Source organism: Streptomyces sp. NPDC001443 (assembly GCF_053597355.1).
In genome coordinates this window covers 1-21,316 of sequence record NZ_JBSFIA010000076.1, presented here as the reverse complement: position 1 = coordinate 21,316, position 21,316 = coordinate 1, and the positions used below count along the sequence as shown (strand labels likewise).

The 21,316-nt window shown below is 69.6% G+C and carries 21 protein-coding genes; 15 read left to right on the top strand and 6 right to left on the bottom strand.

From position 1 onward, the window contains the following. Positions 1-178 precede the first annotated feature (178 nt). Positions 179-643 (bottom strand): nuclease-related domain-containing protein, encoded by a 465-nt coding sequence (locus tag ACWC24_RS40805; protein ID WP_450667985.1) that lies wholly within the window; start codon positions 641-643, stop codon positions 179-181. Between the two features lie 246 nt (positions 644-889). Here ACWC24_RS40805 and ACWC24_RS40800 point away from each other — a divergent pair, with 246 nt between their 5' ends. Then, the gene (locus tag ACWC24_RS40800) at positions 890-1,642 is read left to right on the top strand and encodes a hypothetical protein (RefSeq protein WP_450667984.1); all 753 of its coding nucleotides are present in this window, start codon (positions 890-892) and stop codon (positions 1,640-1,642) included. A gap of 737 nt (positions 1,643-2,379) precedes the next feature. Here ACWC24_RS40800 and ACWC24_RS40795 read toward each other — a convergent pair. Next, the gene (locus ACWC24_RS40795; protein WP_450667986.1) at positions 2,380-3,429 is read right to left on the bottom strand and encodes a beta family protein; all 1,050 of its coding nucleotides are present in this window, start codon (positions 3,427-3,429) and stop codon (positions 2,380-2,382) included. Positions 3,430-4,121: 692 nt separating this feature from the next. On the opposite strand from ACWC24_RS40795, the gene ACWC24_RS40790 reads away from it, so the two are divergent. Then, complete coding sequence (locus ACWC24_RS40790) at positions 4,122-4,583, top strand: helix-turn-helix domain-containing protein (RefSeq protein ID WP_450667983.1); 462 nt, start codon at positions 4,122-4,124, stop codon at positions 4,581-4,583. A gap of 3 nt (positions 4,584-4,586) precedes the next feature. After that, complete coding sequence (locus ACWC24_RS40785) at positions 4,587-5,147, top strand: PIN domain-containing protein (RefSeq protein WP_450667982.1); 561 nt, start codon at positions 4,587-4,589, stop codon at positions 5,145-5,147. 455 nt (positions 5,148-5,602) lie between these two features. On the opposite strand, the gene ACWC24_RS40780 is transcribed toward ACWC24_RS40785, so the two are convergent. The 3 genes from ACWC24_RS40780 to ACWC24_RS40770 form a co-directional block, all read right to left on the bottom strand. Continuing rightward, entirely contained in the window at positions 5,603-6,304 is a 702-nt protein-coding gene (locus tag ACWC24_RS40780) for a type 1 glutamine amidotransferase domain-containing protein (RefSeq protein ID WP_450667981.1), read from the bottom strand. Positions 6,305-6,496: 192 nt separating this feature from the next. Next, positions 6,497-6,736: a hypothetical protein gene (locus ACWC24_RS40775; protein WP_450667980.1), complete on the bottom strand. Its 240-nt coding sequence runs from the start codon at positions 6,734-6,736 to the stop codon at positions 6,497-6,499. Positions 6,737-6,767: 31 nt separating this feature from the next. After that, positions 6,768-7,841: a zinc-dependent alcohol dehydrogenase family protein gene (locus tag ACWC24_RS40770; protein ID WP_450667979.1), complete on the bottom strand. Its 1,074-nt coding sequence runs from the start codon at positions 7,839-7,841 to the stop codon at positions 6,768-6,770. A 293-nt stretch (positions 7,842-8,134) separates the two neighbouring features. On the opposite strand from ACWC24_RS40770, the gene ACWC24_RS40765 reads away from it, so the two are divergent. From ACWC24_RS40765 to ACWC24_RS40755, 3 genes are all read left to right on the top strand, one after another. Further along, positions 8,135-8,737: a hypothetical protein gene (locus ACWC24_RS40765; RefSeq protein ID WP_450667978.1), complete on the top strand. Its 603-nt coding sequence runs from the start codon at positions 8,135-8,137 to the stop codon at positions 8,735-8,737. A gap of 547 nt (positions 8,738-9,284) precedes the next feature. After that, positions 9,285-9,812 carry a hypothetical protein gene (locus ACWC24_RS40760; RefSeq protein WP_450667977.1) on the top strand — a complete coding sequence of 176 codons (528 nt, stop codon included), beginning with the start codon at positions 9,285-9,287 and terminating at the stop codon, positions 9,810-9,812. A 174-nt stretch (positions 9,813-9,986) separates the two neighbouring features. Further along, positions 9,987-11,456 carry an acyltransferase family protein gene (locus ACWC24_RS40755; protein WP_450667976.1) on the top strand — a complete coding sequence of 490 codons (1,470 nt, stop codon included), beginning with the start codon at positions 9,987-9,989 and terminating at the stop codon, positions 11,454-11,456. Between the two features lie 135 nt (positions 11,457-11,591). Here ACWC24_RS40755 and ACWC24_RS40750 read toward each other — a convergent pair whose 3' ends face one another. Further along, on the bottom strand, positions 11,592-12,395 hold the full coding sequence (locus ACWC24_RS40750) for an NERD domain-containing protein (protein ID WP_450667975.1): 804 nt from the start codon (positions 12,393-12,395) through the stop codon (positions 11,592-11,594). A 98-nt stretch (positions 12,396-12,493) separates the two neighbouring features. Between ACWC24_RS40750 and ACWC24_RS40745 the strand changes: the two genes are divergently transcribed. The 9 genes from ACWC24_RS40745 (at position 12,494) to ACWC24_RS40705 (ending at position 21,226) form a co-directional block, all read left to right on the top strand. Further along, positions 12,494-13,000: a protein-tyrosine phosphatase family protein gene (locus tag ACWC24_RS40745; RefSeq protein ID WP_450667974.1), complete on the top strand. Its 507-nt coding sequence runs from the start codon at positions 12,494-12,496 to the stop codon at positions 12,998-13,000. 127 nt (positions 13,001-13,127) lie between these two features. Continuing rightward, positions 13,128-13,958: a hypothetical protein gene (locus tag ACWC24_RS40740; RefSeq protein WP_450667973.1), complete on the top strand. Its 831-nt coding sequence runs from the start codon at positions 13,128-13,130 to the stop codon at positions 13,956-13,958. Continuing rightward, positions 13,955-15,235 (top strand): ATP-binding protein, encoded by a 1,281-nt coding sequence (locus ACWC24_RS40735; protein ID WP_450667972.1) that lies wholly within the window; start codon positions 13,955-13,957, stop codon positions 15,233-15,235. The genes ACWC24_RS40740 and ACWC24_RS40735 overlap by 4 nt, the downstream gene beginning before the upstream one ends. Positions 15,236-15,628: 393 nt before the next feature. After that, positions 15,629-17,002: an FtsW/RodA/SpoVE family cell cycle protein gene (locus ACWC24_RS40730; protein ID WP_450667971.1), complete on the top strand. Its 1,374-nt coding sequence runs from the start codon at positions 15,629-15,631 to the stop codon at positions 17,000-17,002. Further along, positions 16,999-18,456, top strand: a complete 1,458-nt coding sequence (locus ACWC24_RS40725) for a penicillin-binding transpeptidase domain-containing protein (protein WP_450667970.1) — start codon at positions 16,999-17,001, stop codon at positions 18,454-18,456. Before ACWC24_RS40730 ends, ACWC24_RS40725 begins: the two co-directional genes overlap by 4 nt. 161 nt (positions 18,457-18,617) lie before the next feature. Continuing rightward, positions 18,618-19,145, top strand: coding sequence for a DUF3291 domain-containing protein (locus ACWC24_RS40720; RefSeq protein ID WP_450667969.1), 528 nt, complete (start codon positions 18,618-18,620; stop codon positions 19,143-19,145). A gap of 137 nt (positions 19,146-19,282) precedes the next feature. Continuing rightward, positions 19,283-20,221 carry an AurF N-oxygenase family protein gene (locus ACWC24_RS40715; RefSeq protein WP_450667968.1) on the top strand — a complete coding sequence of 313 codons (939 nt, stop codon included), beginning with the start codon at positions 19,283-19,285 and terminating at the stop codon, positions 20,219-20,221. Between the two features lie 56 nt (positions 20,222-20,277). Further along, on the top strand, positions 20,278-20,934 hold the full coding sequence (locus ACWC24_RS40710; RefSeq protein ID WP_450667967.1) for a TetR/AcrR family transcriptional regulator: 657 nt from the start codon (positions 20,278-20,280) through the stop codon (positions 20,932-20,934). Beyond that, on the top strand, positions 20,927-21,226 hold the full coding sequence (locus tag ACWC24_RS40705; protein WP_450667966.1) for a hypothetical protein: 300 nt from the start codon (positions 20,927-20,929) through the stop codon (positions 21,224-21,226). Before ACWC24_RS40710 ends, ACWC24_RS40705 begins: the two co-directional genes overlap by 8 nt. Positions 21,227-21,316 lie beyond the last annotated feature (90 nt).

Genomic DNA, 21,316 nt, shown 5'->3' with positions numbered 1-21,316 from the left:
CGCTGGAACAACTCCCACAACTCATCCGGCACCAGCCGCTCAACGATCCCCACCCCTGGAAGCCTACCGAACCCTCCAAATGAGATGACTTCTAAAGGACGGCGCTGACAGGGCACCCTGCGCCGACGTTGGCCACGCCATGGTGGCCCCCACAGCTCCCGTGGGACAGGCCAGCACCTCACCGAGAGGCACTGGCTGAGGCCCGCATCCATGCCTGGCGATGGCGAGCAACGCCATACACCTGCTCGACCTGCTCGGCCGTCAGCACCCCTGAGAGCGGCGCCAATGCCGCCACCTGTCGCTCCTGATACACGTGCACGCTGAGCTGTGTGGCGACCACCTTCAAGTCGGTCACGCCGACGAAGACGAGCACCGGTTCCACCGGTACAGGAAAGCCGCAATAGCGCTCAAGCACTCGAGCTACCCGCTTGGCCTCCGCCCGGCTCTTGCGCGCGTAGGGCGCCGGCTTTCCGCGATCGACCTTCACGGAGTCGTCGCCGACCCACACGACCCTTTTGCGGTGGTGCTTTGTACTGATGCTGAACACCCCACCGGGCCCGATCAGCAAGTGATCGACATCCACCTTGTCACCCAAGGGAATGGAGTGCAGGACCCGCCAGCCGTGACGCGCCAAGCGGGGCACAGGAGGTTGGAAAGAGCTCACTCCCAACCAACGCCACCGACTGGAGCGCTGGCGAAGCTGAATCGGTCATCGGATCCTCCCGCCACACGTCCCCGTTCCGCCTTGGCGGCGAACGCAGGTACGGCACACTTGCCTCGCCAAGCAGGGGCCGTCGCAGTTCGTACGGGGGGATTCGGCAGAACGGACACCGGACCTACACGCTCATGGCAGGCTGACGGTTGATTCACTATAGATCCGAGGGAACACATGATCGAACTGATCAAAATCCTTGTCGACACTTTAGCGAAGGCCTTACCTGGCCTCAAGGCTGCGCGCGACGGTAAACGTCGTCAAGAACTCGGGGTGGAGCTGTTCATGCTCTACGTTCGATTCAATGAGGCAACACTTGCCGCAGACGGCATTATTAAATCCCTGGAATTGTATATCGACAGGGTGACTTACCGCCTGGAGAACGGCAATGCCCCCTCCAGCATGACCGCAGGTCCTTGGGTAGCGGAAGATGTCCAGCATCAAATTGTCAACCTGGCGCGCCTGCGAGGGCTACTGGCACACAGATCGACCGTGCTTCAGATCCTTGACACTGAAAGCTACAATCGACTTCGCCCGTTAATTTCTGGAAAGCTCAACGCACTGCATGAGCTGCGATGGATCATGGAATGCGGCGGGCTGCCACTCACTCCCACCGTCTCGGATTTCACCCAGTTAATGGATGCACGAAGCGACCGTCAATCGCTGGGGCAGCCTAGACCCGTCATACCTGGCAATCCACTGCCGCAGTGGCGGGACGAGGCGTTCCCCATCAACTCCGCCTGGGATTCGGAGATGTGCGGAAGATTCACCGAATATCTTCGCAAACATAATCCCCGGGAGCGAATTTCCGAAATCCGCACTTCGCTTGCCACATTGCGGGCGACCCTGGAAGAGCATTTCTCCATCGGCGACATCCTTCTAGATGTGGGCGACCGAAGGACTGAGATCGGTAGCCATTCTTCTATTTAGTTAACGTGCGAGTCAGGTTCTATGCGATCTTCCAGAGTGGTGCCACATGCAACCGAACTCAACACATCGAACCGGCCCCAGGCGAGTAGGCGGCCACTTCACGTACCAGAGCCACACGCTCTCGATTGCCCGACGCCAGGTATCCCACCTGTCCGGCCGTCCGGTTGTAGGCCACTAACCGTGTTGGGCGAGCACGTCGAGGGTGAGTCGCCACACATCTCCTTTCCCCTATTTCATCGCGCTGGAGTGGCTGGGTGAGTAGTTCAGAAGCGCCCCGCACAAGGAACCGTGGCAGCGCTCCTGACGGCCACGGCCGCCATCTCCGTCTAAATGGTCTCCAAACTGGCTACGCCGATCGGAACCGGCGTCGCGATATTGGCAGCCGCCGTACCGGTCGTCAGGTCGCCCCATAACCGCGGCAGCCAGCATGCGAACGCCCGTCTCCTTCGGGGCAGCCGCACTTCCGTTGACACCGGACTCACACCTGCCCGGCTACGCTGGCTGCAACCTCCAGGGAGGTTGCAGCCAGTCGGCGAAGCCGACTTCTCAATGAGCGCAGGAGCCGGAGGCGACTTCCGACTTCGCACTATCTGCGATACAGGAGGGCACCACATTCCTCCGGGAATCAAGGAACCTACTGCCCAGGGCCCCATTCGCAAGCCGAACTCTGATTGTGCTCCGGAGCCATGGCCCCTGACTCGTTAGTCACGTGTCCGTCGCACCGACACTCCTCGGCTCTAGGGATGCCCGGTGGCTGCCAGTTGGGTCACCACGACGGCTAGGTGGTGCGAAGTTGCCCAGGCGCGCCACTCAGTGCCTCCTCCTGCCTTCTGGCGCCTGCGTTGGGCGCACTCCTGAAGGCGAGCGTCGCCCCAGGACGTGGCAGCTCCCGTGACAGGCCAGTAAGGCGAATTGACAAGGTCCTGGCTGAGCGTGAAGAAGTCGTCGTTGCCTTGGCGAATCCGCGGATACACGAAGACCTGCCAGTCTGCTGCTGTGGTGTAGCGCATATTGGGGTCCGGGGTTCCACGGCTCTTGGGCAGGATTCGGGGGTAGGTCACGCCGAAGTCCCCGAAGTCAGGTTGCGGACCGTGCCACTTCTCGACGACCTTCGCCCAAAGCCGTGCGTCTTCCCTCACGACAGGTGTGGACTGGCCTCGTCTGAAGCCGCTCAGGTTGACAGGGAAAGCGCCGGCCGCCACGCAAAGGCGTCTCCAGGGCCAAGGTGAGAGACGTTTTAGGGCTTCGGTGGTCTCTTCTGCCAGAACCTCCCGCGCCCGGTCCGAGTACACGGGACCGGCATCAACCAGCAAGTCGACCTCCCCGGGGGTCAACCGCACTGCACGAAGCAGATCGCGCACCTGATCCCCGCTGGGTAGCGATTCGCCGAGATCAGCAGCCGTGGAGATGCGCAGGCACGCTCCCCGTTGGTGGGCCGCGGCTACCCCTGCCACCTCTCCTAACACGTCATCGGGGTCGGAACACCTGAAGACAGGGGACATAGCAACACCACGTAACCCCAGAGACTCACCGACTCGTGTTACCGGCCCGCCAGCATCGCCCTTGAGCACGCGGACGGGCGGTAGGGCGCCACAGTCAACCGTGAGGACCATGCCGTCCGGCACGTTGTCCATGGCGTGCTCGCAAAAGGTCTCCAGCAAGTCTCGGAGCTCCAAGTCCGGCACGATCTCCATCACTGGACGGAGCTGAGCCTGCACCTCGACCGAGGCATGCCCCAAGGCCAGAAACTCGCCCGCCTTGCCCTTCAGAATCGGAACGTAAGCCACCAGCAACCCCCAAGCGCTCCCCACACTCAGCCAGTTGTCGAGCTAGTCGCGTAGCCAGAGTGACCGCGGGACACATAGGCAGGTAGAGCGCTGTTCGAGCCACAAAGCTCAAAGTTGAGGGTCGAACCACGAATGCAGGCATCTACTGCACGCCGCTTACCCCTGAGCGCTCTCAGGAGCCGGGGCTGCGCAGAGATGTGTCCGGGCTGTCCGACTGTCCGGTTAAGCCCCTCACCTGTACAAACAAGCCGGACGGTTTACAGAACCGCTGTCCGGGCTGTCCGGTCGCTGGCGGGCTGTAACACCCGGGGTGCTACAGCCCGCCAGCGAAGCCGACCTGGCAATTGGCGCAGGGGTCGGAAGTGGCTCCCGATCTGGCCTACCTCTACACGGTGCCTCCTATCACACCCTGTAACTCTGCACGCACCCCCTAGCTCCGTCGCAGGTCAGAGGCTCGTTAACGCTTGCGGCCTCAGATCGCCCTGTCATCTGTTGCACTTGTTTCGAATATTGCGGATACTTCGATAGGTAAGACAGCTGCCCGCCATGACCCAGAACGACCACCGCCACCCTGGCGGTAGGCCCCGTCGCCGCGCCAACGACCGCGGGGCCTACCGTCACGCCAGCCCGCCACCGCGCCAACGACGGCGGACTATCCCTGGCGCCCATCCACCAAATCTAGGGGCGCGCATATGACCAAGACCGACATTCGTCCGGTCAAGCTCCCGGACGACAAGCAAGAGAGTGCAAACCATGCCCTCACCAGGGTCCGGGCCTACCTGACAGAGCACCAGGAAGCCTCCCAGATCACTGTCACCGTTCAAGATGGAGGCGATCGTGAACCCTTGGCTCTCCCTCGCGAGGCCGTAGAGCTCCTCGCTTCACTCCTGGCGCACCTTGGCGCCGGCCGGGCCGTGTCCGTTGTTCCGTCCGATGCCGAGCTCACTACTCAGCAAGCAGCTGACATGCTCAACGTGTCCCGGCCCTTCCTCATCGGCCTGTTGGATGCCGGTGAGATTGAGTACCGGACCGTTGGCACACACCGCAGAATCACCGCGTCGTCTCTATTGGAGTACCAGCGCGGGGACGACCACCGTCGCCGAGGTGTGGCTGATGAGCTCACCCAGCTCGGCCAGGAGATGGGAATGATCTAGGCCATGGCTTTCGTCGCCGTCTACGACGCCAACGTCCTGTATCCAAGCACCTTGCGTGACGTTCTCATTCGCGTGGCGCAGGCAGGGCTTGTACAGGCGAAGTGGACGGACCAGATCCTCGATGAGACCTTCCGCAACCTCAAGAAGAATCGGCCTGACCTGGATCCGAAGAAATTAGATCGTACGCGGGAGCTGATGTCAGGAGCGATCCGGGATGTGCTGATCAAGGGGTACGAACCGCTGATCGACATACTCGATCTGCCGGATCCCGGCGACCGGCACGTCTTGGCCGCTGCGATCAAAGCAAAAGCACAAGTGATCGTCACATCCAACCTAAAGGACTTCCCCACCGACAAGCTGTCTGTATGGGATGTGCAGGCCGTCCATCCAGACGCCTTCATCGAGGCACAGGTCGACCTCTCCCCCCAGTTGGTGTACGGGGTGCTTACGCAGATAGCAGATTCGTGGGTAAACCCGTCGAACGCAGTGGTCGCGGACGTGATCGATTCACTAGAGCGAGAAGGTCTGGTGGCGTCAGTAGCGGCGCTGCGAGCCTTGACCTAGCCACCTTCTGACGCCCGTGCCCTGGCCAGTCCGGCCAGGGCACGGGCGCCTCCAAGCCTTCGCGCTCTGGTGCGCGCGACATGCCTCCGACACACTCTGCGTTGCCAACCATCCCATGCCCGGCCCCGTCGCAGGTCAGAGGCCACACAGAGGTGCAATCGGACAATCACCCCGGAGCCGTGTGCGCAGGTTCGAATCCTGCCGGGGGCACTTCGCAGGAAGTGCCCGAAGGCCCCGTCGCCAGCGGACACGCTGGTGGCGGGGTCTTCGTGTATGTGCAGGCGAACGCAGCGTGGTGCGGGCTCAGGACGGGCTCTGTGGGCTGTTCGTGGGCAGGGGCTTGGGGCGGAGGGTTGAGTGCCTCGCTCAGGAGGGTCGGTCGGTGCTGTGGGTCACCCGTGGGCGAGGGAGGCCGCCTGATAGCCGGCCCCGGCTGAGGGGGTTCTGTGTCGCGGTCAGGCTGTGGCCAGTTGGTTCAGGACCGCTTGTGCCACTCCCCTGGCGCTGCCGGGGTTCTGGCCCGTGATCAGCAGTCCGTCCTCGACGACGTAGGGCTCGAAGGGCTTGTCGGCCGTGCTGTAGTCGGCCCCGAGGTCCTTCAGCCTCTCCTGGAGGTTGTAGGGGACAGCGTCTGCTCGGTTCGCCAGTTCTTCCTCGGGCCAGGAGAAGCCCGTGACCCTCTTCCCCTTCACGAGGGGATCGCCGTTGCCCAGCATGACGTTGAGCAGGCCTGTCCCTCCGTGGCAGACCGTGGACACGACGCGCCCCGATTCGTAGAACCGTGCCATCAGTTCTTCCAGCTCAGGGGTCTGCGGGAAGTCGAACATCACTCCGTGTCCACCTGTGAGGTAGATCGCGTCGTAGTCGTCGGGATGCACGTCGGAGATCTTCCGTGTGTCCTCCAGGAGATCCATGAACGCTCGGTCCCGGTACCGCTTTTCGGTGCCGAGTTCCGCCAGGACGTCATGGGAAAGACTTTCGGGGTCCAGTGGGATCCTGCCGCCCTGAGGACTGGCGATGTCCATGGTGTAGCCGCCCTCGGCGGCCACGTCCCAGAAGTGGGTCAGCTCCCCGAGCCACAGGCCCGTACGCATGCCGACTTTCTCGTACTCGCCGATGTTGGTGACGATGACCAGGATCTTCTTCGTCGCTGCCATGATCTCTTCACTCGCTCCAGTCGTGTGTTCACCTGCCGAACGACGCCTTGGCATGAAAAAGCCGTGGCATTGATCTTCGTTCCGCGGTAAGAGCGAGGCTGCTCGCCGGCCTCCGCCTGCTCATTGCCTGAAGGGTGGACGTCAGGGAGATCCCGGAAACAACCGTAGACCGGTCGATGGGGCACGGCAAAGTCAGGCTCCGGACCTGCCGAAGGCTCCTGGGGCGTCACGGCCCGCCCGGGCCTCGAAGCGCTCCTGGCCGCCGCCCGCCGCGGGAAGGAGGCAGGCCCTGACGAGGGTGCCGGGGTGCGTCACCGTCATGGGGGCGCGGACGTAGCCGTCCGCGTCGACACGGGCTGCGCGGGCACGGCCGGCGTTCCCGGCCGCCGTGACCTCGATCCGGTCGTCGCGTCGAGTGCTTGAGGCGTCCACCCCGGATACCTCGGCACCTCGATATCTCGTTCTACCTGTCGTCGTGTCCGCCCTCCTCGAAGACGAAGAAGGGCTTGGCGCCGTGGGCGGGGGCCTCGGCCAGTGCGATGGCTTCGGTGAAGCGTTCCAGGGAGAACGGGCGTCCCTCGGGGATGCTCAGTACGCCGTCGGTGACGAGGGTGCGTACCTCGGACAGGGCGTCCAGGGCCTCCGCGGGTGAGGCAGTGCCGAACCAGCGGTTCAGCCAGAAGCCACGGATCGACTTGGTCTCGTAGATGACCGAGCGTGCCCGGAGCGGGATCGTCAGGGCTTCCGGGGCGGTCTGCCGGTGGGTGGAGAGCGCGCCGTAGAGCACGAGCTCGCCGCCCGGGGCCAGTGCCTGGGACACCTGGGCGCCCACGTCGCCCGCGACGCAGTCGAGGGCCTTGGGCACGCCGGTCGCCCCGGCGATCTCGGCCACGCGCCGCACCAGGTCCTCGTCCGCCGTGCAGACGACCTCGTCGCCGCCGAGCGCCTTGATCTCCTCGACGGCGTCGCGCCGCCGGACCACGTTGATCGTGGGAATGCCCAGATGCCTGGCCAGCTGGATGACGAGCCGGCCGACGGTGGAACCCGCGGCCGTCTGCAACAGCCACTCCCCCGGCTGGGCGTCGAGTTCGCGGGCCACCAGGAGCAGCGCGGTCAACGGGTTGACGGCGAGTTGGCAGGCGTCGGAGTCGCTCAGCCTGCCGGGCACCGGCAGGAGCCTTCGCGCGTCCGCGACCAGGTATTCCTGCCAGGTGCCGGCCGCCTGCGGCCCGGGTACCGCCGGGACCGCGGCGTGCACCACGCGCTCGCCGATCTTCAGTCCCTCGGTGTCCGGGCCGAGGGCCTCGATACGGCCCACGCACTCCATGTGGCCCCCGACGGCGGGGAACTCCGGGGAGAAGCCGTAGCGGCCACGCAGCACGTGCAGATCGCCGGCGTGCACCGGGGTCGCCTTCACATGGATCAAGGCCTGGCCGAAGTCCGGGGTGGGGACGGGCCGGGATTCCAGGCGCAGGACATCGCCCGGCTCGCCGACCTGGTCGGCCACGAGCGCGTTCATGGACTGTGGCATGGGCATGGGATCTCTCCTTCAGCCGCGCTCGACGTCCGCCGACCGGGCAGCGAAACGGCGTGTCCCCGGTGCACGATCCCGGAGCGGAGTCCTTCGAGCCCTTGTCGCCGCTGCCCGGAAACATCGGCTTCGTCCTTCCTTCCATTGTCCAGCCGCTCCGCCGGCGGGCCGATTCCAGCGACCGGCGCCACACACGTCCACGGGGGCCCCGGGGATGGGAATCGCACAGGTTCTCGGCCATAGTGGACGTGCCCGGCCGAGGGGAAACCACGGGAAACCGTGGCGGGGGAGGTGGACCGATGGCAGAACCCGGTCTGTTCGAGCTGGACGCCGTCGTGGTGCGGCAGCCGAAGCGTCCTTGGGTACGCAGGTACTCGGGCCCCGACCTGACCGTGTCCTCCGTGGAGGGGATCCCGCTCGGCCTGGTCACGTACGTGAACGACACACTCTTCCTCCTCACGGAGGTTTCCGGTGACCACGTCGTCCGCATCGAGAAGCGTGCGCGGCTCGCGCCGTTCGAGCAGTTCGCTCCGACATCGTTCCGCTTCGCCGACGCGGCGGGCCGAGAGGTCGGGACCGCCGGTACCCGAGGACTCGTCAAGTCCCGGCAGTTGAGCCTTCGTACGGAGCGGGGGCGCCGGCTCTTCCTCACCCGGCTGGGAAACCTGGGCCTCGAATGGCAGCTCACGGAGACGGAGGCGGGCCCCGATCCGGATCAGGGTCCGGCGCCGGGGATTCTCGGCCGGGTCACCGCGAGCACCGTCGACAGGTGGGTCGGGTTGCAGCAGTACGTCGTCGAGGCGGGCCCTGATCTGGACGTCTCGGAACGGCGTACCGTCATCGCCTCGGTCGTCTGTCTGCACCTGCTCCGCCGGCCACCGGGTGGCGGCGGGTCTGCTTGAGGCGCAGGCACGGGGTCGCTTTGCGTGCTCGCGCGCTCACCCGACGGCACGGCTCGTACGCCTCTCCTTCCACAAGAGGGTTGCAGAACAGGGCAGTTGGGTTCCCCGCTTGCCTTGTGCCGCGCCTGCGCCAACGCCTGTGCGGAGTTCGGCCCCGGTGGACATACCCGACAGGGCGTCGGAGCATGGAGGAGAGGGACAGCACACCGGTTCACCTGTGACCGCGTGGCCGACGTGCCCTGTACGCATGTCGGCCGGCGGGCGCACCAGCGGTCGAGCCGGGGGCACCGACCGAGCGCCGCGACGCATCGGATCCGACCCGTCGACCCGTCGACCTCGGGTTCGCCGATGAGGGGGAGCCGCGGTGGCCTCCGAGCCCCGGGCAGCGTGCCCGCGCGCATCCCGGTTCGTACGTATCCCGGTTCGTACGTATCCCGGTTCGTACGTAATCCGGTTCGTACGTAATCCGGTTCGTACGTAATCACCTTCGTCCCCGGGGCCGCCACCGCATCCGGCGTGCCCCTTCCCGTTCTGGGAGGAATGAACGATGATCCGCACCCGCCGTCTCGCGCTGCTCGCTCCGATGGTCCTGTCGGCACTGGCTCTCGGGCCGGCCGTCACCGCTCACGGAGCGACGGGGCAGGCGCCTGACCGCGCCCCGACGAAGGCCAGGTGTCTCCTCACGCAGGACACCGCCAACTCGAAGCCGGACAATCCGAGGTTCACCCTCTCCGCATCCGGTTTCAGGTCCAGCACGGTGTCGTTCGCCGGTGGCGGCGGCGGTGGCGCGGCGACGACCACCAACGGGTCCTTCACCGTCAGCAATCTCGGGTCCGGCCGCTACCAGGCCTTCGGCCCCATGGACGGCAGGGTGAACTGCGGCCGCACGCCCGAGGTCCCGAACGATCAGCAGGACGCCAAGGCCCAGTATAAGCAGGGGTTCACCGACGGCTTCAACGCGATCAAGGAGAGCTGCAGCGCGCCGATGCTGAGGAGCCTCACCGCGGTGAACTCGAACTACGCGGAAGGCTTCAAGGACGGAGCGGCGCTGGCTGCCGACAGGTTCTGCGACTGACCATGAGACGCGGTCGCGTCGGGGGCGTCCGCCGGTCTCGTCGGCCGTGGCCCGGTTCCGGGCCACGGCCGGTTCTCCCGTCCGCCCGCAGATGGTGTCGCGGCGGCCACGGATTGGTTGCGACCGGGACCTCCTCGCCGTAAGCCCTTTCTCCCGCGGGCAGCATGACTGACCATGAGCGACAGGCGGCTGGGTGAGGGCAGGGATCGGTACGTCGACTTTCTGCGGGCGTGGGCCATTCTCCTTGTCGTGGGCGGCCATTGGCTGATCACGGCGCTCGTCCGCGAGCCGGACGGGGAGATCCGCGCTCCCGAGTTGCTGGCCACCGTGCCCTGGACGCAGTGGCTGACCCTGGTGTTCCAGATCATGCCGCTGTTCTTCCTGGCCGGAGGGTACGCGGCGAGCGGCTCCTGGGGGCGGGCCCGGGCGGCGGGCGGGACCGTCGGGTGGTGGGTGCGGCAGCGGGTGTTGCGGCTGTTGCTGCCGGCCGCCGTCTACAGCGTGCTGGTGTTGTGCGCCCTGGGCGTCTGCGAGGCCGTCGGGGTGGACCGGGGCACGCTCGCGCTCGTGGGGTGGGCGATGGCCATGCAGTTCTGGTTCCTTCCGGTGTATCTGCTGCTCAGCGCCCTCACCCCGGCGCTGCACGCGGCGCATCGGCGGTGGGGGCTGCTCGTGCCCGTGGGCCTGGGGGCGACGGCTGTGGTGACCGACGTGCTGGCGGTCGGGCTTCATGTGCCGGTGGTCGGGCTGTTGGACTACCTGCTGGTGTGGGGTGTGGCGTATCAGCTCGGGTTCTGCTGGCGGGACGGAGAGCCGGGCGGCGAGCGGAGCGGGCTGCGGGGCGGCCTGTCGAGCGGGCGTCGGCGGGTACCCGCGGTCATGGCTGTCTGCGGCACGCTGGCGTTCGTCGCGCTGGTCCGGTTCGGGCCGTTCCCGGTCAGCCTGATCCTGGTGACCGGGCAGACGCCCAACAACACCGATCCCCCGTCGGTGGCGATGCTCGCCTGGGCGGTGGCCCAGGTCGGGTGGTGCCTGCTCGCGGCGCCCTCGGTACGGCGGATGCTGGAGCGGGGGCCGGTGTGGCGGGTGGTGCGGCCCGTGGGCGCCGTCGGGATGACGCTGTATCTCTGGCACATGCTGCCGGTGCTGGTCGCCGCCGCGGCCTTCTATCTGACCGGGGTCGCACCCCGGCCCACGGTCGGGTCGTTGGCGTGGTGGGGGTGGCGGGTCCCCTGGCTGCTGGTGCTCGGGGTGGTGCTGATGGGGGTGGTGTGGGCGTTGCGGCCGCTGGATCGGGGGCTGGTGACGCTGCACGCCCGGGCCGCCGCTTCGGACGGCGGTTCGCGTGGGGCGGCATGGCTGCTGTGGCCCGGCCTCGGTGCCGCGGTCACCGCCCTGGGGTACTTCGCCGGGCACGGCTTCGCGTACGACGGCCGGTTCCCGGTGCTGCCCGCGCTGGGACTGGCCGCGGGGGTGGGACTGGTGATGGCGGCCGGCGGGACAAAGCCACAGCCACAGCGGGACCATGAAGAACAGGAGCGGTACGGTGGGATGTCGGCGGGTGCCCGGGGTGCGGCGGGTGCGGCAGATCCGCGGGGTGCCGTGCCGGGGGCTCCCGACCCGGAGCGGACTCCGGCCGGTTGACCGCGCGGGACGGTGGCACGACGGCCGCGCAGGACGGTGGCACGACGGCCGCGCAGGACGATGGCCCGGCACCCACGCGCCGCCCTTACCGCCTCGCCCCACCCGCCCCTCCGGCCTCTCCGGCCCCTTCAGCCCTCAGACCCGCGCCCACGTGCGCCGGTCCCGTGCCATCGCGTGCAGGGCCTCCACGTCCGCCGGTTTCAGCACCCCGCCCAGGCGGGCCAGGTTCGCGACCTCGGGGTCCGTCAGGACCCGGACCTCGCGGGGCGGGGTGGTGAAGCGCAGGCCGGCCGGGCCCACCAGGGCCAGTACCGGGTGGACCTCGGCGGTCAGCGCGTAGGACGCCCGGTCGGCGTCGGCGCGCAGGCGGCGCAGCAGGGGGCGCGGCTCGCGCCGGCCCAGCGCGACCATGGGGTCGGCGACGAGCACCCGCTGCTTACGGGCGTGCACCGCGTGGACCGCGAACAGGCCCGCGGGGCCGATCGCCAGGTGGTGGACCCGGTCGCCGCCGGGCAGCGGGACGGAGTGCAGGGTGCGCCAGCCCGCGCCGTCGAGACCGTCCAGGATGTCGCCGATCGTCTGTTCCGCCTCCAGCTCGCGGCGGCGCGGGTCCGGGCGCAGCCGGTGGGAGGCGGCCGGGTTCCGGTCGAGGGCGATCAGCAGGGCCTCGCCCGGCCGGTTGGGGGCGAGGTCGTCGTCCGGAGGCAGGGAGAGCCGGGCCAGCTCGACGGGGGTGGGCACCGGGGGCGGGCCCACCGCGACGGGCCCGGTCAGGAAGGGCGCGAGGGCATGGAGCACGTCGTCCCTGCGGTCCTCGCTGAGCAGGTTGACCCGGGCCGCCTCACGGTCGTACCAGGCGATGTTCCGGCCGTCCGGGAGACGGACGTACAGCTGTTCCCGGCCGTGCCGCCAGGTCGGTACGACGCGCAGTCCGCTCATGCACCATCACCCCTCGACCATGGGAACAGGCGGGGTGCTCCAGGGGCAAGAACCCGGCTACCTTTGACGGAGTTGGCCTGGCGGTCGGGAGGGCACTGTTGCGGACTCGCGGCAAGCAACCCGGTGTGCCCGCGCCGCAGAACCCGTGGAGCGAGATCGTACCGGGGCTGTGGATGGGCGGGCACGAGTTCCGGAGCCGTTCCGGACAACTGGAACTCGCGGTCGTACGGGACGAGTTCGACCTCGTGCAGACGCTGCTGCGGCTGCCGGGGCACGGTCCCGACGCCGGGGTCGAGCATCATGTGTGGCCCATCCCGGACGGCCCCCTGGACGGGACGCAGCTCGCGGGCGTGATGCGGCTGGCGCAGGCCGCGGGCGAGGCGCTGGACGAGGGGCGCAGGGTGCTCGTCCGCTGCTATCACGGCTACAACCGCTCGGGGCTCGTCGTGGCGCACGCGCTGGTGCGCCGGGGACACTCGGCGGACGAGGCGATACGGCTGATCCGTTCCCGGCGCTCGCCCTGGGCGCTGCACAACGAACTGTTCGTCGCGTACCTGCGGGCCGGGCTGCCGACGGCCCGCCTGCTGGAGGACCTCGCCGAGTGAGCACCTCACGGACGCACCACGGCGCCGGCGCGGCGGCACGGGCTCGCTCGGGCCACCGGCCGCGCAAGATGAATTTTCATATGAATAAGGTGTACGGGGCCTCGTCGTCACCAGCCGCAGGAGTGCCGTGCGCCTCAGCCGACCCACCCGTACCGCCCTCGCCGTCCTGGCCGTCGTCCTGTCGGCGACCGCGACGGCCTGTGGCGACGCCGGCGGGCTGCGTGCTGCCGGGGCGACCCCGACCGCGAACAGCCCGGCCCGGCTCTGGCCGGATCTGCCGCCGGCCTCGTCGCCCGCTTTCGACTTCGACGAGGCGGAGACGAAGACCGTGAAGGGCGTCGCCGTGCCGGGCGACGACATCCGCAGGGTGGACCCGGTGGCGGTCGTACGGGCGGAGATCGCGTCCGACCCCGGCGACTACACGGCCGCCGGGGCGCGTTACCACGGGACGCCGAGCGCGCTGGCCGACTGCGTCGAGGGCGGGCGGACCGGGACCTGGGTGCAGCCGCGGGGCTGCCCGGTGCTCCAGCCGTACTACCGGGACCTGACCGGCGACGGACACGACGACCTGACGCTGGGCTTCCGGCTGCTGCCGGGCGAGCTGACCGCCGTACGCGTCTACACCGTCGAGAAGCATCGTCTGGTGCAGGTGATGTCGTACGAGGACGCCCTGAGCGCGGTCGAGCTGGCCGGGCGGTCCGTGATCGTGCGTTCGCCGTCGGAGGTGGCGGGGTACGAGTACCGCCTCCAGTGGACCTGGGACGCGCAGCAGAAGGCGATGCTGCTGACGCACGACGAGATGCTCCGCACCGGCGGGAGGTCGCCGTCCGCCAGGCACTCCGCCGCGTCGCGGTCCGCCCGGCCGTCGTCCGCCGCGCCGTCCGCCACCCCGCCGACGCCGCCGTCGACATCGCCGTCCGCCACCTCCTCCGCCGCCGTGTCGTCGAGCGCGTCATGAGTGTGCTGAGCTCGGTGCGGCTTCCGCAGTGGGCCGGGACCCTGGCGGTGAAGGCCGCGGTGTTCATCATCGTGATGTGCTGCGCGCTCGCCGCGCTGCTCGGCATCCTGGTGCACGTCCAGGTGACCGACCAGACCGTCGGCCAGGCCCGCGAGCTCGCGCTGTCCCGGCTGACGGACGCGACCCAGGCGTACGAGGCCGGGGACTCGCTGCGGCCGGGCGCCGCCGTCGACCCCGAGGGGCTGCCCGCGCAGTTGCGGACGCTGGCGGCACACGGGGAGCGCGGCACGATGGTCGCCGATCACCACGGCCGTCCCTCGATGTGGGCGGCGGGGCCCGCCGACGGCGGCCGGGCGCTGGCCGTCGAGGTCGACTACGCCCAGCAGGCGCGGACCATCGAGGGCCTGGACGGGGCGATCCTGTGGTCGTCGGGCCTGGCGATCGGGGCGACGGTGCTGGTGGGGGCGTTCGCGGTGACGCGGGTGGCGCGGCGGCTGCACGCCACCGCCCGGGTGGCCCGCCGGATCAGCGCGGGCGACCTGGACGCGCGGGTGGACGACCCGCGGGTGAAGGACCCGACGCGGCCGCAGGACGAGGTGGCCGCGGTCGCCGTCGCGCTGGACACGATGGCGTCGTCGTTGCAGAGCAAGCTGCTGAGCGAGCAGCGGTTCACCGCGGACGTGGCGCACGAGCTGCGCACCCCGCTGACGGGGCTGCACGCGGCGGCCGAGCTGCTGCCTCCCGGACGGCCGACGGAGCTGGTCCGCGACCGGGTGGCGGCGCTGCGCACGCTCACCGAGGACCTGCTGGAGATCTCGCGGCTGGACACCGGGCGGGAGCGGCTGGAGGTGGACACCGAGGAGCTGGGCGCGCTGGCCGAGCGGGTGGTGCGCGGTTCCGGCACGGTCACGGAGGTCAGGGTCGTGCGGGACGCGCGCGTGGAGACCGACCGGCGGCGGCTGGAGCGGGTGCTGGGCAACCTCGTGGCGAACGGGCACCGGCACGGGCGGACGCCGGTGGTGCTGACCGTGGACGGCCCGGTCGTCACCGTGCGGGACCACGGCGACGGCTATCCGGAGTACCTCGTGGCCCACGGGCCCCAGCGGTTCCGTACGGAGGGCGGGGCGAAGGGACACGGCCTCGGGCTGACCATCGCGCTGGGCCAGTCCGAGGTGCTGGGTGCCCGGCTGGAGTTCGCCAACGCCCCGGACGGCGGGGCGCTGGCCCGGCTGACGCTTCCCCCGGCACCGGCACCGGAGGGCACCGGCCAGGACTGAGCGGGCCGCCCGGGCCAGGGCCTGGGCCTGAGGTCGGCCGTCGGCGGGACGGGAAGCCGCACACGAGGACCGGGCGGACCGTGGGGCGACGATCGCCGGGGGCTCCCCGATGGCGCATCGTGGCGGGCGCCGACGACACGCCGCTCCTAGTGTGGCGATCAGCGAGATGTGGCGATCAGCGAGTTTCACGCCCTTCCTTCGCGCCTTCCCCGCCCTCTCACGGAGGTACCCGGATGTCCGTGCGCTCCGCCCTCGTCCGCCTCGCCCCGGCCCCCGCGGCCGGCACCCGGTCCGGGGGCCCGGGCCGCCGCGTCGGCGCCATCGGGTCCGCAGCACGCCGGTGCTGACTCCAGACAAACCGGGAATCATGTTGCACATAGATATGTTCCGGGCATGACTCCGGCCGGAACAGCGACCGCCGCGCCCGCCCGGGACCCCGCCCGCGTGGTGCGCCTCCCCCGGCGCCGCGGCATCGAGCTGACCCTGATCGTCGTAGCCGTACTGCTGTCCGTGTACGGCTACTGCGCCGTCGGCCTGGCCCGGCACGGCGCGGTCCCGCCCGGGGCCGCGGGGTACGGCGCCGGACTCGGCGTGCTCGCCCTGCTGGCGCATGTGGCGGTGCGGCTGCGGGCGCCGTACGCCGATCCCCTGCTGCTGCCCATCGGCGTGCTGCTCAACGGGCTCGGGCTGGTGCTGATCTATCGCCTCGACCTGGAGACCCCGGGCGACCGGGCCGCGCCGACCCAGCTCGTGTGGTCCACGCTCGGCGTGGCGCTGTTCATCGTGGTCGCCCTGCTGCTGCGCGACCACCGCGTGCTCCAGCGGTACGCCTACGTCTGCGTCGCCGCCGCTCTCGCCCTGCTCACGCTCCCGATCTTCTTCCCGGCCCTCAACGGCGCCCGCATCTGGATCCGGATCGCCGGATTCTCCATCCAGCCGAGCGAGTTCGCGAAGGTGCTGCTGGCGGTGTTCTTCGCCGCGTACCTGGCCGACAACCGCAACGCCCTCGCCTGCACGGGCCGTCCGGTGTGGCGGTTCCGCAGGATCCAGCTGCCCACCGGGCGGGTGCTCGGCCCGATCCTGACCATCTGGCTGCTGAGCGTGGGCGTGCTCGTCCTGGAGCGCGATCTCGGCACCTCGCTGCTGTTCTTCGGCCTGTTCGTCGTGCTGCTGTACGTCGCCACCGGCCGTACCGGCTGGATCGCGGTCGGTCTGCTGCTCGCGTCGCTCGGCGCGGTCGCCGTCGGCCGGCTGGAGCCGCACGTGCACGGCCGGATCGAGGACTGGCTGCATCCGTTCGCGACGATCGAGGCGGGCCACGGGCCGAACCAACTGGCGCAGTCCCTGTTCGCCTTCGCGGCCGGCGGGGTGCTCGGCTCGGGCCTGGGCCTCGGGCACTCCGTCCTGATCGGCTTCGCGGCCAAGTCGGACTTCATCCTGGCCACGGCGGGCGAGGAGCTGGGCCTGGTGGGACTCTCCGCGATCTTCCTCCTCTACGGACTCCTCGTGGAGCGCGGCTACCGGGCCGGCCTCGCCCTGCGCGAGCCGTTCGGACGGCTGCTCGCGGTCGGCCTCGCCTCGATCGTGGCGCTCCAGGTGTTCGTCATCGCGGGCGGGGTGACCGGCCTGATCCCGCTGACCGGCATGGCGATGCCGTTCCTGGCGCAGGGCGGCTCGTCGGTGGTGACCAACTGGGCGATCGTGGCGCTGCTGATCCGGATCAGCGACTCGGCCCGCAGCCAGTACGACGGTCAGGTGGCGCCATGACGAAGTACATCCGGCACGCGGCCGCGTTCTGCGTCCTGCTGCTGGCCGCGCTGCTCGTCAACGCCCTGCGCGTCCAGGTCCTCCAGGCCGGTCCCTACGACGGCAGCACGGCCAACCGCCGTGCCACGATCACCCGTTACGGACAGCCGCGCGGCGACATCCTGGTCGGCGGCGAGCCGGTCACCGGCTCCCGGGACACCGGCGAGCAGCTCCGCTACGAACGCACCTACAGCGACGGCCCGTTGTACGCGCCCGTCACCGGCTTCGCCTCCCAGGAGTACGGCACGACACTGCTGGAGCACGCCGAGGACGGGGTGCTGGCGGGCACCGACCCGCTGCTCGCGCCGTTCCCGCTGTGGAGCGACCTGACCCGCGGCCTGCCGCCCGGCGGCAAGGTCGTCACCACCATCGACCCGGCGGCGCAACGGGCCGCGTACGTGGGACTGGCCGGGCGCAAGGGCGCGGTGGCGGCGATCGAGCCTGCCACCGGGCGGATCCTGGCGCTGGTCTCCGCGCCCTCGTACGACCCGGCGGAGCTGTCGGGCAACCGGCCGGCGACGAAGGCGGCCTGGGCGCGGCTCAACCGCGACCCGGACAAGCCGATGCTCAACCGGGCGGTGCGCCAGACGTATCCGCCGGGTTCGACCTTCAAGGTGGTCACCGCGGCGGCGGCGCTGGACGCGGGCGTGGTCACCGACATGGACGCGCCGACGGACTCCCCCGACCCGTATACCCTGCCCGGGACGCGGACGTGGCTGACGAACGAGGGCGACGGCTGCGGGGACGCCCCGCTGCGGGAGGCCTTCAAGTGGTCGTGCAACACGGTCTTCGCGAAACTCGGCGTGGACGTGGGGGCGCGCGACATGGTGGCGACCGCGCAGGCCTTCGGCTTCAACGACACCGGGCTGCGGGTCCCGTTCTCGGCGGCGACCAGCACCTTCGACACCAGTGTGGACCGGGCGCAGCTCGCGCTGTCGTCGATCGGCCAGTACAACACGCGGGCCACGCCGCTCCAGATGGCGATGGTGGCGGCGGCGGTGGCGAACGGGGGGCAGTTGCGGCCGCCGTATCTGGTGGAGCGGACCACCAGCCGGGGCGGCGGCACGGTGGCGACGGCGGGTTCGCGCCCCGCACGGCAGGTGATGCGGCCGTCGACCGCGGTACGGATGCGGGAGCTGATGACCGACGTGGTCGAGGACGGCACCGGTACGAACGCGGCGATCCCCGGCGCGATCGTCGGCGGCAAGACCGGCACCGCGCAGCACGGCCTCGGCAACTCCGGTGTCCCGTACGCCTGGTTCGTGTCGTGGGCGCAGGACGAGCGGGATCCGGAGCCGAGGATCGCGGTCGCGGTGGTGGTGGAGGACGCGTCCGCGAACCGGGGGGAGATCAGCGGGGGCGGGGACGCGGCGCCGATCGCGCGGGAGGTCATGCGGTCGGTGCTGTCCGGGTGAGCGGCGCCGTCACCGCGGGGCGGTGTTCGGTCGGTGGGCGGTGTTCGGGGGGTGGTGTTCGGGGGGTGGGCGGTGTTCGGGGGGGTGTTCGGGGGGTGGGCGGTGTTCGGTGGGTGAGACGGGGGATGCCGGCGCGGACAGGCCCCTCCTACCTTTCGCTCATGACTGAAGCCACGGAACGCACCGTGTACGAACTCGCCCAGGTCAACATCGCCCGTCTCAAATTCCCGCTGGACTCCCCGGAGTTGAAGGACTTCGTCGACGCCCTCGATCCGGTGAACGCGACCGCCGACGCCGCCGGCGGTTTCGTCTGGCGACTGGCGGGCGAGTCGGGGGACGCGACGGACGTCCCCGTCTTCGGGGACGACTGGCTGATCATCAACATGTCCGTGTGGCGCGACACCGACGCGCTGACCGCCTTCATGTACCAGGGGCGGCACCGGGAGCTGCTGGCCCGGCGCCGGGAGTGGTTCGAGCGGGTCCAGGAAGCCATGACGACCCTGTGGTGGATCCCGGCGGGCCACCGGCCGACCGTCGCGGAGGCGGAGGACCGGCTGCGACACCTGCGGACGCACGGGGAGACGCCGTACGCGTTCACCCTGCGGAGGGCGTTCCCTCCGCAGGCGGCGGCACGGCTGCCGGAGCCGGAGGAGCGGGCGGCCCCGGAGGGCCTGGACTGCCCGGTATAGCCCGGTAGGCGGCACACCTCGCGGGTCCGCACGTAGACACCGGGTCAACAAGTGCTGCGCAAGGGATTGACGACCTTGCTGACAAGCAGTCTCATAAGTTCGGTAGACGTGACCCCCGGTAACGAGGTGGAACAGCCATGACGACCCTGACGGAAGCCGACGCGCTCGACGGACTGCGTGACGCGCTCGGGCTCCTCAAGGACCGCGAGCAGGTGGCCGAACGCCTGCTCGCGTCGTCCGCCAAGCACTCCTTCGACCCGGACCGGGAACTGGACTGGGACGCGCCCTTCGAGGACGGCAAGTGGTTCTGGCCGCCCGAGCTGCTGAGCCTGTACGGCACGCCGATGTGGCAGCGGATGAGCGAGGAGCAGCGGATCCTGCTGTCCCGGCACGAGGCGGCCGCGCTCGCCTCGCTCGGCATCTGGTTCGAGATCATCCTCATGCAGCTGCTGGTACGGCACATCTACGACAAGGCCGCGACGAGCGCGCACGTGCGGTACGCGCTGACCGAGATCGAGGACGAGTGCCGGCACTCGAAGATGTTCGCGCGGCTGATCGAGCGCGGCGACACCCCCTGGTACCCGGTCAGCCGGGGGCACCAGCAGCTCGGACGGGTGTTCAAGACGATCTCCACCACGCCCGGATCGTTCACGGCGACGCTGCTCGGCGAGGAGGTCCTCGACTGGATGCAGCGGCTGACCTTCCCCGACGAGCGGGTCCAGCCGCTGGTCCGGGGCGTGACGCGGATCCATGTGGTGGAGGAGGCGCGGCACGTGCGCTACGCCCGCGAGGAGCTGCGCCGGCAGATGGTGACCGCGCCGAGGTGGTCCCAGGAGTTCACCCGGGTCACCTCGGGTGAGTTCGCCCGGGTGTTCTCGGTCGCCTTCGTCAATCCCGAGGTCTACACGAATGTGGGGCTCGACAAGCGCGAGGCGCTCGCCCAGGTGAAGGCCAGCGGGCACCGGCGGGAGATCATGCAGACCGGGGCGAAGCGGCTGACGGACTTCCTCGACGACATCGGGGTGCTGCGGGGCGTGGGACGCCGGCTGTGGAAGTCCTCGGGGCTGCTGGCGTAACGGCCGGCCGGGCCGGGGGCCGGTGGTCGGGCCGGGCAGCGATTACCCTGCCGGTCATGACCCCCTCAGCGCCCACCCCCGCCTACCGCCGCCTGAGCGTCGAGGAGCGTCGCAGTCAGCTCCTCGACTCCGCGCTGTCCCTCTTCGCGCACCGGGCGCCGGAGGAGGTGTCGCTGGACGACGTGGCGGAGGCGGCGGGGGTCTCGCGCCCGCTGGTGTACCGGTACTTCCCGGGGGGCAAGCAGCAGCTCTACGAGGCCGCCCTCAGGTCCGCCGCCGACGAGCTCCGGCTCTGCTTCGACGAGCCACGGCAGGGCCCGCTGCTGCCCCGCCTGTCCCGCGCGCTCGACCGCTATCTCGCCTTCGTCGATCAGCACGACGCCGGGTTCAGCGCGCTGCTCCAGGGCGGGAGCGTGGTGGAGACGTCCCGGACCACCGCCATCGTGGACGGGGTGCGCCGGGCCGCCGCCGAGCACATCCTCAGCCACCTCGGCGTCGGCGACCCCGGACCCCGGCTGCGGATGACCGTCCGGATGTGGATCACCGCGGTGGAGGCGGCCTCGCTCATCTGGCTCGACGAGAACAAGGAACCGCCCGTCGACGAGCTGCGGGACTGGCTCGTGGAACAGTTCGTCGCCGTCCTTGCGGTCACCGCCCGGCGGGATCCGCAGACCGAGGCGCTCGTGCGCGCCGTCCTCGGGGCGGATGACTGACACTGGTGCGGTGAAGAGCCAAGACACCCCCTTCGAGGGCGGCCCCATGGACGGGCGCGTCCTGCCCGTGCTGCTCGGACCCACCGGGCACCCGCCGAAGACGTACCGCATCCCCGTGCCGGACGCGGCAGGCGGCGCGCCCACCGTGCTGGTGTACCGGCGCGTGCCCCGGGGGCAGGGCAAGCTGCTCGGGCTGCACCAGGGGTGGAAGTACACGTTCGACCCGGAGGGGAAGAAGGGCGGCGGGCCGAAATGGCCCTGGTCCAAGCCGGACACCACCCCGGACACTTAGAGCTCCGAACAAAAGTGGGGTCCGATCAGCGGGCGGTGTCCGGTGCGTGCGATCGCAAGGCGCCGGAAGGTCCTTGTAGCGGAGCTACCA

Bases quoted from the DNA above. Each gene is read 5' to 3' on its own strand.
- ACWC24_RS40800 (WP_450667984.1), top strand. From the start codon at position 890: ATGATCGAACTGATCAAAATCCTTGTCGACACTTTAGCGAAGGCCTTA.
- ACWC24_RS40790 (WP_450667983.1), top strand. From the start codon at position 4,122: ATGACCAAGACCGACATTCGTCCGGTCAAGCTCCCGGACGACAAGCAA.
- ACWC24_RS40785 (WP_450667982.1), top strand. From the start codon at position 4,587: ATGGCTTTCGTCGCCGTCTACGACGCCAACGTCCTGTATCCAAGCACC.
- ACWC24_RS40780 (WP_450667981.1), bottom strand. From the start codon at position 6,304: ATGGCAGCGACGAAGAAGATCCTGGTCATCGTCACCAACATCGGCGAG.
- ACWC24_RS40770 (WP_450667979.1), bottom strand. From the start codon at position 7,841: ATGCCCATGCCACAGTCCATGAACGCGCTCGTGGCCGACCAGGTCGGC.
- ACWC24_RS40765 (WP_450667978.1), top strand. From the start codon at position 8,135: ATGGCAGAACCCGGTCTGTTCGAGCTGGACGCCGTCGTGGTGCGGCAG.
- ACWC24_RS40760 (WP_450667977.1), top strand. From the start codon at position 9,285: ATGATCCGCACCCGCCGTCTCGCGCTGCTCGCTCCGATGGTCCTGTCG.
- ACWC24_RS40755 (WP_450667976.1), top strand. From the start codon at position 9,987: ATGAGCGACAGGCGGCTGGGTGAGGGCAGGGATCGGTACGTCGACTTT.
- ACWC24_RS40750 (WP_450667975.1), bottom strand. From the start codon at position 12,395: ATGAGCGGACTGCGCGTCGTACCGACCTGGCGGCACGGCCGGGAACAG.
- ACWC24_RS40735 (WP_450667972.1), top strand. From the start codon at position 13,955: ATGAGTGTGCTGAGCTCGGTGCGGCTTCCGCAGTGGGCCGGGACCCTG.
- ACWC24_RS40730 (WP_450667971.1), top strand. From the start codon at position 15,629: ATGACTCCGGCCGGAACAGCGACCGCCGCGCCCGCCCGGGACCCCGCC.
- ACWC24_RS40725 (WP_450667970.1), top strand. From the start codon at position 16,999: ATGACGAAGTACATCCGGCACGCGGCCGCGTTCTGCGTCCTGCTGCTG.
- ACWC24_RS40720 (WP_450667969.1), top strand. From the start codon at position 18,618: ATGACTGAAGCCACGGAACGCACCGTGTACGAACTCGCCCAGGTCAAC.
- ACWC24_RS40715 (WP_450667968.1), top strand. From the start codon at position 19,283: ATGACGACCCTGACGGAAGCCGACGCGCTCGACGGACTGCGTGACGCG.
- ACWC24_RS40710 (WP_450667967.1), top strand. From the start codon at position 20,278: ATGACCCCCTCAGCGCCCACCCCCGCCTACCGCCGCCTGAGCGTCGAG.
- ACWC24_RS40705 (WP_450667966.1), top strand. From the start codon at position 20,927: ATGACTGACACTGGTGCGGTGAAGAGCCAAGACACCCCCTTCGAGGGC.